The organism is Cyclobacteriaceae bacterium, from assembly GCA_030584025.1.
GTDB lineage: Bacteria > Bacteroidota > Bacteroidia > Cytophagales > Cyclobacteriaceae > UBA2336.
The window spans coordinates 531,080-548,100 of the sequence record CP129487.1 but is presented as its reverse complement, the minus strand read 5'-3'; the positions used below and the strand labels follow the sequence as shown (position 1 = coordinate 548,100).

Genomic DNA, 17,021 nt, shown 5'->3' with positions numbered 1-17,021 from the left:
AGCTTTAAGTTAACCACAAAGTGACACTAAGAAAGCACAAACCGCACAAAGTAACGATTCAAACCAGCGCTTGGTGAACTTTGTGAAAGCTTAGTGGCCTTTGTGGTTTTGCATTTTAAGATAGATATGCGATATCAATCTTTATCCAAAAACGGATAACGATAATCCACTGGCGGAACAAAGGTTTCCTTGATGGTGCGCATGGAGGCCCAACGGAGTAGGTTTACTTTGGCCCCGGCCTTATCATTTGTACCCGACCCCCTGGCGCCACCAAACGGCTGCTGACCAACCACGGCACCGGTTGGCTTGTCGTTGATGTAAAAGTTACCGGCTGCGTTGCTCAACTTCTTCGTGGCCAACTCAACAGCATACCGATCTTTAGCAAAGATGGATCCCGTTAAGGCATAAGGCGAAGTGCTGTCGACTAACTCAAGTGTTTGTTCGAAGTTTTCTTCGTGATATACATATACGGTTAACACCGGTCCGAAAATTTCTTCACACATGGTGATGGATGAAGGATCTTTCGTTTCAATAATCGTGGGCTCAATAAAATAGCCTTTCGATTTATCGTACTTGCCCCCGGCAATAATTTCGTTCATCGGATTTTTGCGTGCAGTTTCAATGTAACCGGTAATCGAATCAAAAGCCTTTTCGTCAATTACCGCATTGATGAAGTTTCCGAAATCTTCCGTGCCCCCCATCTTAAAGGTTTTCAAATCTTCGAGCACGTATTTCTTCACATCGCTCCATAAGTTTGAAGGTATGTAGCAACGCGAAGCAGCCGAACATTTTTGACCTTGATACTCAAACGCACCACGCGAAATGGCTGTAGCCACTTCTTTCGCATTCGCGCTTTTGTGCACCATAATAAAATCCTTTCCGCCCGTTTCCCCAACAATGCGTGGATAGGATTTATACTTCTGAATATTGCTGCCAATGGTTTTCCACATGCCCTGAAACACCCCGGTACTACCGGTAAAATGTATACCCGCAAAATCTTTATGATTAAAAATTACATCACCGGCATCGGGACCGCTGACATACACCAAATTGATAACACCATCAGGTAATCCGGCTTCTTTCAATACCTGCATGATTACGTTTGCTGCATAGATCTGCGTATTGGCTGGTTTCCATACCACGGTGTTGCCCATCATGGCAGCACTGGTTGGGAGGTTACCGGCAATGGCTGTAAAATTGAATGGCGTTAGCGCAAACACAAATCCTTCCAGCGGACGATACTCCATACGATTCCAATGCCTGGTGATGACTCAGGCTGCTCGTGATAAATCTGGCTCATGAAGCACACGTTGTAACGCAAAAAGTCGATCAGCTCACACGCTGAATCAATCTCTGCCTGAAAGGCATTTTTCGATTGGCCAAGCATGGTGGCCGCATTGATTTTATACCGGTATGGTCCGGCCAGTAATTCAGCTGCTTTTAAAAAGATGCTGGCGCGATGTTCCCATCCCAGGTTTGCCCAAAGTTCCTTCGCACCCAAAGCCGCGTTTATCGCTTGTTCCACATGTTGTTTATCACCAAAATGAAAATGCCCCAAAATATGTTTGTGATCATGTGGAGGGCTTAACGGCTTTTTATTATCCGTACGAACTTCTTCTCCTCCGATGTACATGGGAATATCCAACACCTGGCTGCGTGCTTCCTGAAGCGCCTTCTTCAGTAACTCACGTTCTTTGCTACCGGGTGCATACGATAAAACAGGCTCATTTTTGGGTACAGGAACATTGAAAAATCCTTTAGGCATAACAGATTGAATTTGAATTGGACTAATGCGTTTTTAACAGGCGGCAAAGTTAATCAAAGCAGCGTACAAAGCTCTTTTAAACTTTGTATTTCATGGTTTACGTCTGCCTCATGCTCAACCCCATCCGGGTTAAATAAAACCGCATCAATCGAAGCATTTTTCGCTCCGGCTATGTCGGTCAGCACGTTATCACCAATCATTACGGTATTATCCGCTGTCGCTTCATGTAACGCTAATGCGAAGTGAAAAATTTCCGGAGCAGGCTTTTTGTGGCCTGCCCGTTGTGAGGTTATGATGTGATCAAAATAAGAACCAATACCCGATGAGGAAATCTTTACACGCTGCACATCTTCAAACCCATTGGTGATAACGGTTAAGGCATACCTTCCGGCCAGGTATTCAAGCGTTTCGATGGCGTGGGGTATCAGGTTTCCTTTTTTGGGGCATTCGGCCAGGTAATCTTCTGAGAGTTTGCGGTTCAGGTCATCATCGGTAATTCCAAACGGCTGAAGAATTTTTTTAAAACGCTCCTCGCGAATGACCTCGCTGGTAATTTTTCCATGATCGTACAAATGCCAGAGTTGTGCGTTCACTTCCCGAAACGTTTCGTGAAATTGCGCAAAGGCATCAATGCCTCTTTGCTGCAAGTGGTAATGCTGGTATAACTCATACAACGTTTCGCGAGCGTTGGTTTCGTAATCCCAAAGGGTGTGATCTAAATCAAAAAAAATAGTGGAATACTTAGGCATGAATAGAGAAGTTCAAAAACGGATTTATTTAAACCAGCCTTCCGGCTGAAGCTGCACTTTGTTGATGGCCAGTTCGCGATTGGAGAACATCGTGTTGTACACTTGTTGATCGGCCTGAAGCTGTTGGTCTTTTCTCAAAATTGAAAAAGCTGATTCAGCATATCCATCACTTCATCTTTAACCTGGTAAAACACCCAATGGTTATACCTGCGGTACGACAGAATACCGGAATTTTTCAGGTAGATGAGGTGTCGTGAAGTTTTTGCCTGGGTAAAACCCAGTATTTGCTCCAGGTCGGAAATGCACATTTCGCCATTCTGAAAAACCAGGTGTAAAATGCGCAGGCGCGATTCATCGGCACAGGCCTTGAAAATTTGCGTTCCTAACGCCAGATTAAAATTTTTTAATCGCATGTCAGAACTTTAGCATACCGTTCATCATCTCCAAAGGTATTGAAATTAGGCTGTTATACCTTGAATCCGTATTTTTGAAGCCGAGGGAAGATCAAAAAAACTGCATTTGTGAAGCGTATCATTATTCTTTCAGCCTTTTTTCTGTTTTGCGCGGCTTTTGTATCGCAGGCGCAAAGTCAGCGCAGAATTATTCAGCTTTCAGGTATTGTATTGGCTGAAGAAGCGAATGGCGACATCCTGCAAATTCCCGGAGCCCACATCTATGTACCCAAAGCGGGTCGGGGAAACATTACGAACAGTGTAGGTTTCTTTTCCATGCCCGTATTGGCTGGGGATAGTGTGGTGATCAGTGCCGTTGGATATGAGCGTCAGTATTACATTGTTCCGGAACACACCAGCGAATACCTCACGGTAGTTATTGAGTTGGTTGAAGATGTTACCTACCTGAAAGAAGTGCAGGTGATGGCTTTTCCAACAGAAGAAGTTTTTAAAGAAGCAATTTTGGCGCTTAACATTCCTACGGATAACAGCAACATCGATCAGCGCCAAATGAATCAGGAATTGCTTGCGCTGATGTTAAAAACAACGCCTATGGATGGCCCGGCCAATCAACGCTACTACCTCGATCAGTGGGCTGCCTCCCAAACCAACCGCTATGCTCCGGTAATGAACCCGTTCCTCAACGTGTTTAACTGGGCTAAATTCTTCAAGTCGCTCAAGCAGGGTAAAAAATAAATTACGCGTTTACGAAAGTGCATTTGGTGGAGGACTACCTGCTGGCCGTGATTTATCTTCAGGTAACGGCACAAACTCTTTATTATCTGTAGGTGGCAACAAAATTCTGCCGGCTTTCCAATCGGCTTTGGCTTGTTCAATGCGTTCTTTTCGCGATGACACAAAATTCCACCAGATGAACCGCTCTCCCAACGGCTCACCACCCAACAACATTAGTGTGGTTTGTTCCTTCGCCAAAATTACCGGATCAACGCCTGTAGTGAATACCAGCATCTGACCCATCGAATACGCTCTACCCGAAACTTCCACACTTCCCTTCACTACATAAATGGCGCGTTCACTATGACCAGTCGGTAAACCAAAACGTGCGCCCTTATCTAATACCACATGCAGGTAAAATAATGGTGAGTGTGTTTTCACGGTGTTGTCCAATCCAAAAGCATCACCGGCAATCAGGCGCATCCAAACCCCGGTATCGGTAAACACGGGTAGCTGTTCGCGTTTATAATTTTCAAAAGCCGGATTTGCTTCTTCATCTTTTTCCGGCAAGGCCACCCAGGTTTGAATCATTTCCAATTCCCCACCTGCCAATACGTTCGGATCTTCAAACCGTTCGGAGTGTGCAATGCCGCTTCCGGCTGTCATCCAATTGACTTCACCGGGCTCAATGATTTGCTCAACACCCAAACTATCGCGATGCATTACTTTTCCACCAAACAAATAACTCACAGTCGACAAGCCGATGTGCGGGTGCGGCAAAACATCCATGTTTGTAGTTGCTGACGGCTGAACATTTACTGGTCCGGCATGATCCATAAAGATGAACGGCCCCACCATCCTGCGCATTCTGAACGGAAGAATTCTGCGCACTTCCATACCGGGTGCCAACGATGCCTGTCGGGCTTCAATTACAATATCGAGCATATGTATTTTTTAGGTTGTCTCATTAAGAATTTTCTTAATCCATGCTGCCGTTTCTGCTGCGAGTATGGGCAAAGCATTTTTCCTGGGAATGTAGAATGCATGATTCGCTTGTTCCAATGCAACAAGCGTGGCTTGCTGTAAATCGCTGCAGACTTCAGTGATCAACGACCACGTAGCCAACTCATCGCGCGTACCTTGTAAAAACAGCATGGGCACGGATACTTTTTTTAAATGATCGGCACGTTCTGTTCCCGGCTTACCGGCAGGATGCAACGGAAAACCGAAGAAGATTATTCCTTTTATAAACTCGTGCGGCTGAAGTGCCAGCCATTGCGAAGACATTCTTCCACCAAATGATTTCCCGGAAGCAAAGATGGGAACATTGGGAAACAACTGGTGTGCATGTTGCAGAGCAGCTTCAACTGCGGCATGTGCCACAGCCGGAACATCAGGTCGTTTCTTCTTTTGCTCCATGTATGGAAAATTAAAACGCAACGTACCGATACCCTCCGCGGCAAGCGTTGCCGACAGTTCAATCATAAATTTATGATTCATTCCCGCACCCGCACCGTGTGCCAACGTAAGTATGCTGTGCATGTTATCCGGTTGTATCAACTCAGCGGAAACCGAACCGAGTGACTCAGAAATATGAATAGTAAGCGAACAACTTTTCATCGGTTTAGCTCTTCCAGCAGATCATTTAAGTTCAGCGCCCTGGTATACATTTCAATGGAGCCATCTGATTTCTGAGGCCATTGATCGCGGGGTTTATCCCAATACAATTCCACTCCATTTCCATCTGGGTCATCCAAATACAACGCCTCCGAAACTCCGTGATCAGAAGCTCCGGTAAGTGGGTAACGATGTTGGCGCAAGCGATCCAATATTGCGGCCAAATCTTTTCGCGTAGGATATACAATAGCCGTATGAAAAAGCCCCACACCATGTGGTGATGCCGGTGGCGCACCTTTGCTTTGCCAGGTATTGAGCCCGATGTGGTGATGATAACCCCCTGCAGAGATAAACGCAGCCTGATCGCCATACATGGTGATTAATTCAAACCCCAATAAATCGCGATAGAATTTCAGCGCACGATCAAGGTCAGATACTTTCAGGTGCACATGACCGATGCGGGTTTGTGGGGGTATGGTGTATGCATCATTCATTTTCAGCTTTGTTTAAGTAAGAATGAAATAAACCAGGATTTGGTTCAAGTAACGAAGTAATGCCCAAAAATGAAAAAGGCTCAGTTGAAAACCGAGCCTTGTCGGGGTGAGAAGATTCGAACTTCCGACCCCCACGTCCCTAACGTGGTGCGCTAACCGGGCTGCGCTACACCCCGAACTCCCCTAAATGGGCTGCAATATTACTAACTCTGAAACGAACTCACAAAGCAAACTTGGGCACGACTTAAGAAACTCTGGCGTTAGTCCAACTTCGTTTCATCATACCCACCTTTACAATCGAGGCATTGGTTGGCGTAGGCATCGTATTCATCAAAGGCGGCACCGGGCTTACCAAATAAGGTGATAATGCGGTCGATGCGAACAGCTGCGTGCGAATCGAGGTGAATGAACAATCCCTTTCCCGCAATTTCTTCCAGCTGCACAACCTGCCCCTCTGCTTCTTCCACTACACCGGGTTTTTCAAAAAAGAAAACCTTTCCCGTTTTCCGGAAGCAATAGCTTCTTCTATGATTTCGCGATACACATAATCAACAGGTGTAAAAGAAGTTTCCATTTGTGTTATGATGGGTTCTCTTGCTAAACGCTGAAACCGGTTAAATCATTCACTAACTTTTCCGAATGGTATAACTCACCCCCAACTTTGCCCAACGGCCGGGCATGACCACAAGGTTGGTTTCCTGGTACGATTGGTCGAACATGTTGGTAACATCAGCAAAAACCGACCATGTTTTATTACTCCAGTTCAAGCGTAAATCTGAAATCATGTAATCATCCATGCTTGCACGATCAACGTAACGGAAATAATAACTGGCAAAAATCTGCTTGCCAAATTTCAACGTTAATGAACCAACCACCTGATGATTCAGATTCTCCAATGCGTAGCGGGAGAATGCTGCATCTTGTTGCTTTTCAGCATCGATGTAGGTGTACCCCACATCAAGTCGGTGCAAGAAATAAATTCTCGGAAAGGTATAACTGATGTTCATGTCTACTCCGCTCATGTCTACGCCAATCAGGTTATCCGGTCGCCAGGGGTCAGCTTCGTCTTCTTTTGTCCAGTCGATAATGCGATTGCCATTACGAACAAAGTAACTTGCCTGTGCAGTAAGGCCGGCAACATTCAACAACTTCAAGCCCGCTTCGTACGATAATGCATATTCCGGTTGAAGATCGGGGTTTCCCAAGTTGGCAGGATCGCTGTAATATAAATCTGTATAAGAAGGCACGCGATAGGTATAGCCCCAGTTTCCATATGCTTTTAATTTGTTGGTGAGCACATATCCAACGTCTACTCCGGGAAATAGGTTAGTACCAAAGTCAGAATAGTAGTTTAGTTGAACACCCGGTGTGACATCCATCTTCTTGCTCAATAATTCAAACCGATGTTCCAAAAATAACGAAGCCACCGTGCGGTTGTGATTACCGAGGTTGTTGCTGGTTAATTTCAAATGATTAATATCCACACCCATTCCGGTAATACCTGCTTTGCTGTCAATTGATGCATTCACTTCGTAGCCGATGGTATTATTTGTATGCAGATTCCGGTATGCGGTAGGATTATTTTTATTGAAAATGTAATCATCCTGGTTGCGTCTCCAATACAACCGGTGATCAATACGCATGTGTTCGCGGGGGTTGGTTTGTAACGACAAAGCCGTTAGGCTTGTTTGCACCGATTCAAATTGGTTCTGATCAGCAGGGCTGGCATAGAAACCGTGCGCACCAAAACTTCTGTCGGTTAATCCCATGAGCAGACTGAATTTTCCTATTGTACTTTGCCAACCGGCTTGATAAAAATAATTGGAGATCACATAATCCGTATTGTATTTATAGCCATCTGAAAAATCGCGACTGGCTGAAAGGTAGTGTCCTACTCCGTTTTCGAACAATGATGCGGAAAGCCTTCCGCCACCCAATCCGTTTTCACCGGCCACAGCCTGCAGTTTCACAAAGGTTTCCTCCGGATTTTTAGTGATGATGTTGATCGCTCCTGCAAACGCATTCTGACCGAATACCCGCGCAGCAGGTCCTTTTAAAATTTCAATACGCGCCACGTTATCCATATCAATGGGCAGGTTCATGGAGTGATGCCCCGTTTGCATGTCGCTGATTTTTATACCGTTGATTAAAATCAACACCTGATCAAACGTGCTGCCGCGAATACCAGCATCTGCCTGCACGCCATTGGCACCGCGCTGGCGCATATCCACACCGGCATAATAGTGAAGTGCATCGGCCACGCTTATGGCTGGCGTGTGTTGAAGCTGTGCCGCATTCACAACGTTTACACTAGCCGAAGTTTCATTGAATCCGGTTTGGATGCGGTTGGCATAAACCGGCACTTCATTGAGCAGGCGTGTGGTATCTTGTTGAGCAACAGTAGCTAAACTAATCAATAGAGAAATCGTAACAATCAACAGGGGTTTCATGAGTTGGGTTTTAAAGCGTGCAAAAGTAGAACACGATTGGCATAATGCCAATACGTTGACTACGCTCCTTTTTGCCGGATGGCATACACACCAATCGCTACGCTCATTGCTATGGAAGAAAAAAGAATGATCGCACGAATCATATCCAGATCAATTACACCAACTAATATCATGGCGGTTTCAGATGCAACAAATGCCAGAATCAATAGATAAAGAATTGTCCGTGGTACCTTTTTCAAATATTCTTGCTCATGATACCATCCCAATAAAAAGAATGAAACTACGCCAATCAAAACCAAGTGCAGGTATGCGATCACATAAAAACGCACTTCAAATGCCAATTGTGCCACAACCGGAACAACAGAAACAAGCTGAAGCAAAAGTTTTACAATCAGCGCGAAGACAGCCAACAAAAAAAATATCCTGGCTGGTTTCGAGAACCTTTGCAATACATTTGCTTTACCTGGATCAACCGACCGATAAATAAAAACAAATGCAACCATCTGAAGCAAAGCCCCCACCAACCCAAGTGCATACACGACAACCGAAGGCTGCAACCATAATGCAGATAATGCGTAGGTGAGCAGACAGGAAATAATGAGTAGAATTTTTCCACGCTGTGCCAGCATCTCCTGAATAACAACTTCCTTTTGTCGTAATAACCGGTAAAACAATGCGAGTGCTCCAAACATGAACACACCGTTGTACTGAAAATGCAGGTAGTAATACACCGCCAAATGATACGCGGGTGTTTGTCCCAATCCGTTGGCCATGAGCGCGCCTAACGCAAATGGTCCCGCAGCTGACAGCATAAAGAAAGTGAAAGCAACTTTCATGTATTGCACTTCGGGCAAAACTGCGTGACGCGTAGCCCGAAAGAAATGAACAATAAAAACAACCGCAACAACCGTATGCAAGGTTGAGATAATAATGGAATAAACACCATACCCCTGAAGCGGAAACGAAATGAGCATGCCCAACACCAATGCATTTAACAACCAGATTATGTTGGTGTAACGCTTAACAGGCACATCAGGTAAAAATTGAACGACTGCGTTAACGGCCAACGTATTGAAAACCCATCCCAAAAACATCAGGTGTGAATGTGCGTGTAACCAGTACGGATAAACAAAGCCCTCCACCGGATAAACTTGATGCCATCGCAACAACACCCCAACTACTGAAGCTATGAAAAAGAAAATAAGTGGAAGTTTAAGCAGCTGTTGCATGACGTACAGCTTTTATGGTTGTCACAACCATCATCAAAAAATATAACAAAATACTTCCGGCACCAATCCACCCGCTTATGGCACGCCACGAAAAATCGATCAGCGTTACGTTTGCGGCAATGCGCATGGCGAGTGAAAAAAATAATCCAGCCAACGGTACATAAAACAACGGATGATAAGGCTTTACCATAAGGCCAAGTACACCCGGCAAAATAATAGGGCCGTGGGCGAAGATCATGGAAAATACAAATCCGATGAAAAACGTATGCACCGTAATGTCGTAGCCAAGCGAAGCATTGTTCAATGTCATCAAAAAGATCCCTTGCAGCAACAAACAAAAATACCCGATCAGCAAAGCAGTAGCTGTAAACCTGACAAGTCCTTGTTTCCGCAGGGTTAGCCTGATTACATCATACCGCAGCAACCACAGACTGATACACACCATCGCTATACCGCTCACATACGTACCTGCTGAATGGAACGGCATGAGGATACCTACTATGAAAAATGCAAAAAAGGCAAGAAGCAAGCGTTTGGCCTGTTGTGTAACCGGCAAAAACTTAGTTAACTCCAATCGCTCAGAAACAATCGTGAACAACAAAAACGCCATCCACCACGGAAATGCCATGGGATAAAACTTTTTCCAAAGCAGCAACACGTTACCCACCGTCCAGCAAGCTGCACCAAAAAATGCAACTACGAAGTACGTTGTGTATTGCTGTTTAATATACAGAACATAGACCAGCATAAAGACAATCCCTGCACCAATCAACATGATCACTGCCTCATGAAAATTGCCTGCTATAAATACCATTATACTGGCCGCACTAAGAAAAGGTCCGATAAAAAACAGCGGCTTCTTTAATGGAATCACTTTTTCAAGGGCAATCAGGCTGCCTAAAAAACCGCCCACCATAATGGCGCCATGATGTGCGTACGCATCAGGCACAGGCACTGACCAGCCTAGCCTTCCCAACCCTGCCAACAACCCAACCATAAGGTTGACAAAAGCAAAGAGCAAAAAGAAAAATCGGTACTGGCGTTTCACAAAAACTGAAATTGATACAGGTAAACTTAAGCATATCAGTAAAGTGATTCAAACGTCACTACTATTCATTAATTTACCATCTGAATTTTTGTATGACGATTCCCATTCCAACACTTCATCTTTTTCCTGAACTCGATAAGAAACTGATCGAGTTGTTACGGTCATTAAACGCAACGGAATGGAACAAACCTACGCTTGCACGACTTTGGACTGTAAAAGACATTGCTGCGCACCTGCTGGATGGAAACCTGCGTGTGATTTCGCAAATGCGCGACCAATATTTTGGTGATCCTCCGGGCACTATCAACTCGTACCAGGATCTGGTTGATTACCTGAACCGACTCAATGCCGACTTTGTACAGGCATGCAAACGACTAAGTCCAACCCTGCTTACCGATTTGCTTGAAAGTACAGGGCCGCTTTACATTGAACAACTTCGTAAACTTGATCCGTTTAAACCCGCTATGTTTGCTGTGAGTTGGGCCGGACAAACCGAATCACCCAACTGGTTTCACATTGCCCGCGAATACACCGAGAAGTGGCATCACCAACAACAAATCCGAGACGCAGTGGGTAAGCCCGGCATCATGACGGATGAATTTTTTACTCCGCTTATTGAAACGTTTATGCAGGCCCTGCCACATGCGTACCGAAACACACTGGCGGCAGACGGCACCTGTATCCGTGTTGAGGTAACTTCAGAACTTGGCCACTCATGGCAGGTTGTGCGCACCAATAATACATGGTCATTCGAAAAAGATCATGTGACACCGCACACTACAATTTCCCTCGACCCCGATACTGCGTGGAAATTATTCACCAAAGGATTATCTGCTGAGGATGCGAAAAGAAAATTCAGGTGAAGGGTGATGTTGTGCTCAGCCAACCCATTTTTTCAATGTTGGCGGTGATGGCCTAGATTTTGAAAGTGTTAAAAATAATGAGGGGCCACCCCTGGCCCCTCACCTGTTTAACACTATATGAACTGTTTAATCAGCTCCATCATCCATAGCCCTGGCAACGGTATAGCTGGCAACATCAATACCTTGTTGCGTGCCTACTGTTGCGTCAAAGGACCAGTGTATTCCGCCATACACCCGCGACATGGCTGCTTCAAGCGCCCATTCGCGTACACGTTGTGCTTCCTGCGGAAAAATATAAGCCAACACCTCTGCTCCCGCAGCAGAGAAAACACTGTGGCCAGACGTATAACTCGGGAAATTAGGCGTGCCTGCAATTGTGGTAAACCCTGAAATGGTTTGTATCGGTCGTGGATAGTGATAATAATATTTGGCATCCCAGCAGCTAATGCCCCCATCCATCATCGCCATGTTTAAATAGGCAAATGTCCGTGCCGACCGCAACGGACTTACGTTGTATTTGATAAGGAACTCTTTGGCAAATCTGTTCCAATGACCAGGCGGAGTATACGTGCCTAATCCATCTTGCCAAAAATTCGCAATACGCCTTCTTTCTTCTGTTCTGTTTTTTGCCATATCCTTTAGAAGCTTGACATCTTCTTCATACTCAGGTGAGCCTATTGCCGGTGGCGGTCCTGGTCGAACGTCTTCTACATTATCAATGCTCCACATTTGTACCTGGCCATACAATGGGGTTAAGCCCACCGGTCGCTTGGGTATCTCCAGGTTTTCCCATTTCCATCCATAGCGGTCAAACGCAGATGCAGCAATAGAGTCCGATACCGGCTTGGGGCATTGTGCATTCTTCATGCCGTCATTCCCTGCCCGAGCCAAGCCCACCTTCGCCACTTCCTCACCCAGGTACTCACCTGCTGTAATGTCACTCTCCACATGCAAACCGGCCCACATCAAACTTTGCATATGTTCTTCTGCGCGTTCAGCGAGATAATCCTTTTCAAGCGGAAACATGGCTGATAAAATATCACGCGAAGCTGCCGCTATTACGGCACCATCTGCAGGATACGATGGAATATTATTTTTTATGTAAGCAACAGGAATGGAACTGTCGACTCGTAAGGTGACTCACGATTATATACGTATTTGTAATGCCATGCCGAAATAAGTCGTCATACTGAGCCACACTCAAATAAGCAAGTGCACGAGCGGCATACGGTGGATGGGCAAATGGAAAAAGGGGGAGGACCATCAGGATTTGCCGGATTGGAAGGGTGTAGGTTCCATCCGGGTTTGGGCCGGGTATCAGGTTGTATTTGGCGATGAGTTCCAGTGCAATTTCGTTCCAACGCAATACAGGATTGTTCGTCCAATAGGTTACAGCTTTTCGTTGCTGGCTGTTCAGGTTTGAGGTTATCGATTTCAATTCAGTCAATTCTTGCTGATAGGCAGGGGATGATACATCATCGGGTTCATCAATCAACACTTGATCTGGCGAAGCCAACAAGACCGGTGTCCATGTTCCCCCGTCTTCATCAACTGTTGAAAACAGGTACGACTCATAGTTCGCAAACCGAGGCAACTCTTCTTCGCACGACAAAACCGTGCAGCATAAAAGGATGATAAATTTTATCGTAAAATCTTTTTCATGTTGCTACGGTTATAGTTTGAATTGGTATGTTAGTCCGCCTCCAAGATTTTCAATCTTAGCACAATTGCGGCCATTGATTACATTGTTATAGTAGGCCAATACGCCCAATCCTTTAACCTGAGGAAAATAGTATTGAACCATAAATCCAATTTGATCGGATACAACCTTATTGGTTGGTTGGGGAGCATTGTAACTTCTTATATCGTCCCCGCTTGTACACCGGAAACTTGAAAAACTTGCTTCTAACCGAAGTGAATTCTTCAACAAAGATGCGCCCAACACGGTTTGATAATTCCACGCATTTGGAACGTCCATCCATGGCGTATAGTAACTACCGTTGTTGTAGTAATAATCACGTTCAGCCTTTGTCTGTCCTCGCCATTGGTGAGCCAAAGAAACGCGGGCATATAAACCCATGGTTAATTTATACTGTGCTATTGCACGCGCACTAAATTCATTCGCGCCAAACCCCAGGCTATACGGCATGTAGTCAGAAAGATAATTGGTCATAGGAGTTGAGTACCCCAAGGCGGTTAATACATGCAGCTTCCCGCTGCCAAGCTCACGGTTAAATACTTCAGCTTTCAACGTCACTCCAAAATCCTGCAAACCCTTTGCACCTTCCAGGCGGCCTCCGTTCGGATTACTGGAGCGGGTTTGAATGTAGGGAGCACCTACAATCAGATTAATCCGGTCATGCAAGCCAATTGCAAGCATGGGTAAAAAAGTTTTTCGATATACAGTTGCTATGGTTGCATTGGTTCTTAGAAAATCACCTTCATAATAGTGATTGAATGACCCGTAGTCATACATCGCTGCAAAGCAAAATTCTCGCTGTTTCATCATAACAGCATCGGTAGGTGTTTGTGCCTGGCTTACTTGTAAAGCCCAACACATCATACCGATTAATGGTATAGTAAATATTTTCATATGTGGCGTTTTAAATACAATGAATACGGGCACCTAAAACACAGATAAACACTGAATAATTGTATTCAGCAATACCTGCATACAGGAGGTAACTCCCATAAAGGTGCTAAACAGAAAAAAGAAAAAATTCTAGAGAAGAAAATCGGGAGGATGAAAATGCGGCCGTGTGTAGCCAGCCAGCTGTGTGTTAGATGGTTTTATAAACGTAAAGGTACGTTGCCATCCGGGTTGATGGATATGCGTAAGTTCTTCGGTTCCTTTAAAATCTTTAATGATTTTTACCAGCAGTATTCGGTTATCATCTTGCCCGGAAGCGGAGGCTGCTTGCGCAAATTCTTAAACGTTTCGGTCAATTGCTTCCGTTTGTCGTTGCGCACACTCTTTATATACAGGGTGTCATTAACCAGCTTTTGCCCGGCCAGTATGTAGTATTCACCATCGTATTCGAATTCACCGTGATTTCTTACGTAGTCGTCATGGTAAATCGGATAAGGGAGTGTGAGTGGAATTTTAAACTCCAATGTTTCCCCCGGATCAAAATCATGAACATCAATCCGTTGAGAGAGGTCAGTATAAATTGAGTAGCGCAACCCCATAAATACAAGGTAGTATCCTCCAACACTAAAGAGGAAAACCAAAAGCAGCGCGACTGAAACTAACTTTTTCACCAATTTCAAATGGGGTACGATTGATAAAGAAATGAAATATTATCAAATCCTACAAGTACATGAGTTAATTCCGCTCAGGAAAAGGAATCACAGTTCCTTTTTCCAGATAATTTTTCATGCCATTTAACAACTGTCCCCAACAAAAATTTTGAGATGGCATAGTGGTCTGACAATTCTTTCCAGCCGGTATGAAAAAACCAAATGGCCGTACCCGAACCTTCCGGGGTAAGTCTGAATCCAACTTCTGTCTCCATCCAATCATCCATGGCCCGCGTCATGCGCCAGGTCAATTCCTGATCGGGAATCACATGGATTACTGCTGCAAGCCAATCGTAGGCAGGGCCAAAATAGAAGTTGTAGACATTACCTTTTAGCGGTTCTCCACTAGACTGGAGTGTCCACCACGAATTAAGACCTTCCGATCTGGTAAAAGTTTCAAAAACCTGATGAGGCGAAGCGTTTACATGAAATTTATGGTGGATGTCGGGCATAAACTCCTGGCAAGGTTTCCCGAAATTACGAAAAAGAATATATTTGCAGCCCGCAATGGGCATTAGCTCTCCCGATAACTATCGGGAGGCTAGAGCACTAAAGGGGGCATTAGCTCAGCTGGCTAGAGCGCTACAATGGCATTGTAGAGGTCATCGGTTCGACTCCGATATGCTCCACCTAAGAGGCTGTCTCAAAAGGGCAGCCTCTTTGATTTAAAGGGGATAAAAAAAGAGAAGCCGAAGCATTCCTCTTTTAATGCAAGTCGCTATCTTGCTTGTGTGCGCTAAATCAAAAGTAGTATTTAAAGACTACACACCCAACCAGGTGATGATGTTGCCTCCCAGCTTGGAGGAACTCATAACGGCAAATCATCCGGTACGCGTTGTTAACCAAGTTATCGACCGGATTAATATTGATCCCTTAATTAAGAAGTTTAAAGGCGGAGGCACTTCCAGCTATCATCCGCGGCTACTGCTGAAAGTACTGGTGTATGGCTATTTGAACAACACCTATTCCTCCAGAAAGATGAAGCTGCCGCGAAAGAGAATATCCACTTCATGTGGCTTGCCGGTATGAATAAGCCAGACCATAATACAATTAACCGCTTCCGCAGCGAGCGCCTTAAAGATGTATTGAAGACCGTATTTGGTCAAGTGGTTGAATTGTTGGTGGAGGCCGGGCATTTAAGTTTGAAAGAAGTGTTTACCGATGGCACCAAGATAGAAGCTCAGGCAAACCGCTACACCTTTGTGTGGGGCAATGCCATTAAGACCAGTAAGGCAAAAATGGAAGAACAATTAAAAGAACTGTGGGCCTATGCTGAGCGTATTGCTGCCGAAGAATTAAAGGATGAAGCACCCCAGAGTTTTGCACCGGTAAATGCCACGCAGGTAAAAAATGTGATTGATAAGATCGACCGTGCATTGGAGGGCAAACCAGTAACCAAGAAAGTAGTAAAACAGAAGCTACAGTATGCAAAGAAGAACTGGCCGGCAAGCATGAAGCGGTATAAGCAGCATGAAAAATTATTAGGCAAACGCAACAGCTACTCCAAGACGGACACCGATGCTACGTTCATGCGCATGAAAGAAGACCATATGCGCAACGGTCAACTCAAGCCTGCCTACAATGTTCAACTATCCAGTCACAATCAATATATCGTTCACTACAGCCTGCATCAGAATCCAACCGACACCACCACACTGAAAAGACACATCGATTCCTTTTATACGCTCTATAAACACTATCCGCAAGTTGTTGTAGCCGATGCCGGCTATGGCTCGGAAGAAAATTATCAACTGCTGGCTAATCGTAACATTGAGGGCTACATCAAACACAATCAGTTCGACCGTTCGCAGCGAAGTAAGAATTTCGATGCCTTTAAGAGCGATAACTTCCAGTACGATAAGCAGCGTGATATGATCATCTGTCCGTCAGGCAAACCCATGAAGCCGATTGGGGAATCCTATCGCACTACTGCCAATGGATTTAAACAGAAGATGATAAAATATCAGGCTGTCAAATGCCATGGGTGTCCCTTACGGGAACAATGTCATCAGCAAAAAGGCAATCGCATCGTCAGCATCAATCATCGCTTGCGTAAACTCAAACAACAAGCCGATGAACGATTAAAAAGTGAGCAAGGTGTTGCTTACCGTAAACGAAGACCCGCTGATGTGGAACCTATTTTTGGTAACATCAAATACAATAAAAACTTCAAAAGGTTTATGCTCAAGGGGTTAGATAAAGTAGAAATTGAAACCGGATTGCTTGCATTAGCTCATAATCTGGCTAAGCTTGCCCCCTATGGTCAACTCAATATTTTTTCTTTTGAAAAATCACCTCAGCAACTAAGGAAAAATAGCAGCCTCCAAAAAAAAAGAGGCCATCTCTACTTTTGAGACAGCCTCTTTTCTTTTTAAAAAT

The 17,021-nt window shown here is 44.8% G+C and carries 15 protein-coding genes, 2 tRNA genes and 3 pseudogenes; 4 read left to right on the top strand and 16 right to left on the bottom strand.

Features of this window, described 5'->3' with window-relative positions:
- Positions 1-134: 134 nt before the first annotated feature.
- The 3 genes and pseudogenes from pruA to QY309_02665 all read right to left on the bottom strand — a co-directional run bounded on the left by pruA (position 135) and on the right by QY309_02665 (position 2,927).
- Positions 135-1,765 (bottom strand): annotated as a pseudogene (gene pruA / locus QY309_02675) (L-glutamate gamma-semialdehyde dehydrogenase).
- Positions 1,766-1,818: 53 nt separating this feature from the next.
- Positions 1,819-2,514, bottom strand: a complete 696-nt coding sequence (locus tag QY309_02670; protein WKZ60385.1) for a YjjG family noncanonical pyrimidine nucleotidase — start codon at positions 2,512-2,514, stop codon at positions 1,819-1,821.
- A 24-nt stretch (positions 2,515-2,538) separates the two neighbouring features.
- A pseudogene (locus tag QY309_02665) lies at positions 2,539-2,927 on the bottom strand (metalloregulator ArsR/SmtB family transcription factor).
- A 108-nt stretch (positions 2,928-3,035) separates the two neighbouring features.
- On the opposite strand from QY309_02665, the gene QY309_02660 reads away from it, so the two are divergent.
- Positions 3,036-3,662, top strand: coding sequence for a carboxypeptidase-like regulatory domain-containing protein (locus tag QY309_02660; protein ID WKZ60384.1), 627 nt, complete (start codon positions 3,036-3,038; stop codon positions 3,660-3,662).
- 9 nt (positions 3,663-3,671) lie between these two features.
- Here QY309_02660 and QY309_02655 read toward each other — a convergent pair whose 3' ends face one another.
- From QY309_02655 to QY309_02620, 8 genes are all read right to left on the bottom strand, one after another.
- Complete coding sequence (locus QY309_02655) at positions 3,672-4,586, bottom strand: pirin family protein (GenBank protein WKZ60383.1); 915 nt, start codon at positions 4,584-4,586, stop codon at positions 3,672-3,674.
- Positions 4,587-4,595: 9 nt separating this feature from the next.
- Entirely contained in the window at positions 4,596-5,261 is a 666-nt protein-coding gene (locus tag QY309_02650) for an alpha/beta hydrolase (GenBank protein ID WKZ60382.1), read from the bottom strand.
- Positions 5,258-5,752 (bottom strand): VOC family protein, encoded by a 495-nt coding sequence (locus QY309_02645; GenBank protein WKZ60381.1) that lies wholly within the window; start codon positions 5,750-5,752, stop codon positions 5,258-5,260. The genes QY309_02650 and QY309_02645 overlap by 4 nt, the downstream gene beginning before the upstream one ends.
- 101 nt (positions 5,753-5,853) lie before the next feature.
- Positions 5,854-5,928, bottom strand: a tRNA-Pro gene (locus QY309_02640).
- Between the two features lie 84 nt (positions 5,929-6,012).
- Complete coding sequence (locus QY309_02635) at positions 6,013-6,219, bottom strand: hypothetical protein (GenBank protein WKZ60380.1); 207 nt, start codon at positions 6,217-6,219, stop codon at positions 6,013-6,015.
- 159 nt (positions 6,220-6,378) lie between these two features.
- Positions 6,379-8,202 (bottom strand): TonB-dependent receptor, encoded by a 1,824-nt coding sequence (locus QY309_02630; GenBank protein ID WKZ60379.1) that lies wholly within the window; start codon positions 8,200-8,202, stop codon positions 6,379-6,381.
- 59 nt (positions 8,203-8,261) lie between these two features.
- Complete coding sequence (locus QY309_02625) at positions 8,262-9,431, bottom strand: hypothetical protein (GenBank protein WKZ60378.1); 1,170 nt, start codon at positions 9,429-9,431, stop codon at positions 8,262-8,264.
- Complete coding sequence (locus QY309_02620) at positions 9,415-10,479, bottom strand: hypothetical protein (protein WKZ60377.1); 1,065 nt, start codon at positions 10,477-10,479, stop codon at positions 9,415-9,417. Before QY309_02620 ends, QY309_02625 begins: the two co-directional genes overlap by 17 nt.
- Positions 10,480-10,571: 92 nt before the next feature.
- Between QY309_02620 and QY309_02615 the strand changes: the two genes are divergently transcribed.
- Complete coding sequence (locus QY309_02615) at positions 10,572-11,342, top strand: maleylpyruvate isomerase N-terminal domain-containing protein (protein WKZ60376.1); 771 nt, start codon at positions 10,572-10,574, stop codon at positions 11,340-11,342.
- Between the two features lie 126 nt (positions 11,343-11,468).
- On the opposite strand, the gene QY309_02610 is transcribed toward QY309_02615, so the two are convergent.
- From QY309_02610 to QY309_02590, 5 genes are all read right to left on the bottom strand, one after another.
- Positions 11,469-12,368 (bottom strand): vanadium-dependent haloperoxidase, encoded by a 900-nt coding sequence (locus QY309_02610; protein ID WKZ60375.1) that lies wholly within the window; start codon positions 12,366-12,368, stop codon positions 11,469-11,471.
- Positions 12,369-12,432: 64 nt separating this feature from the next.
- Positions 12,433-12,954, bottom strand: a complete 522-nt coding sequence (locus tag QY309_02605; GenBank protein WKZ60374.1) for a hypothetical protein — start codon at positions 12,952-12,954, stop codon at positions 12,433-12,435.
- Positions 12,955-13,014: 60 nt separating this feature from the next.
- Positions 13,015-13,935: a transporter gene (locus QY309_02600; protein ID WKZ60373.1), complete on the bottom strand. Its 921-nt coding sequence runs from the start codon at positions 13,933-13,935 to the stop codon at positions 13,015-13,017.
- A 278-nt stretch (positions 13,936-14,213) separates the two neighbouring features.
- Entirely contained in the window at positions 14,214-14,603 is a 390-nt protein-coding gene (locus tag QY309_02595; GenBank protein WKZ60372.1) for a hypothetical protein, read from the bottom strand.
- 74 nt (positions 14,604-14,677) lie between these two features.
- Positions 14,678-15,094, bottom strand: coding sequence for an SRPBCC domain-containing protein (locus QY309_02590; protein ID WKZ60371.1), 417 nt, complete (start codon positions 15,092-15,094; stop codon positions 14,678-14,680).
- A gap of 103 nt (positions 15,095-15,197) precedes the next feature.
- On the opposite strand from QY309_02590, the gene QY309_02585 reads away from it, so the two are divergent.
- Positions 15,198-15,271: transfer RNA gene (locus tag QY309_02585), tRNA-Ala, on the top strand.
- Between the two features lie 79 nt (positions 15,272-15,350).
- Positions 15,351-16,897, top strand: a pseudogene (locus tag QY309_02580) (IS1182 family transposase).
- Positions 16,898-17,021: the final 124 nt, after the last annotated feature.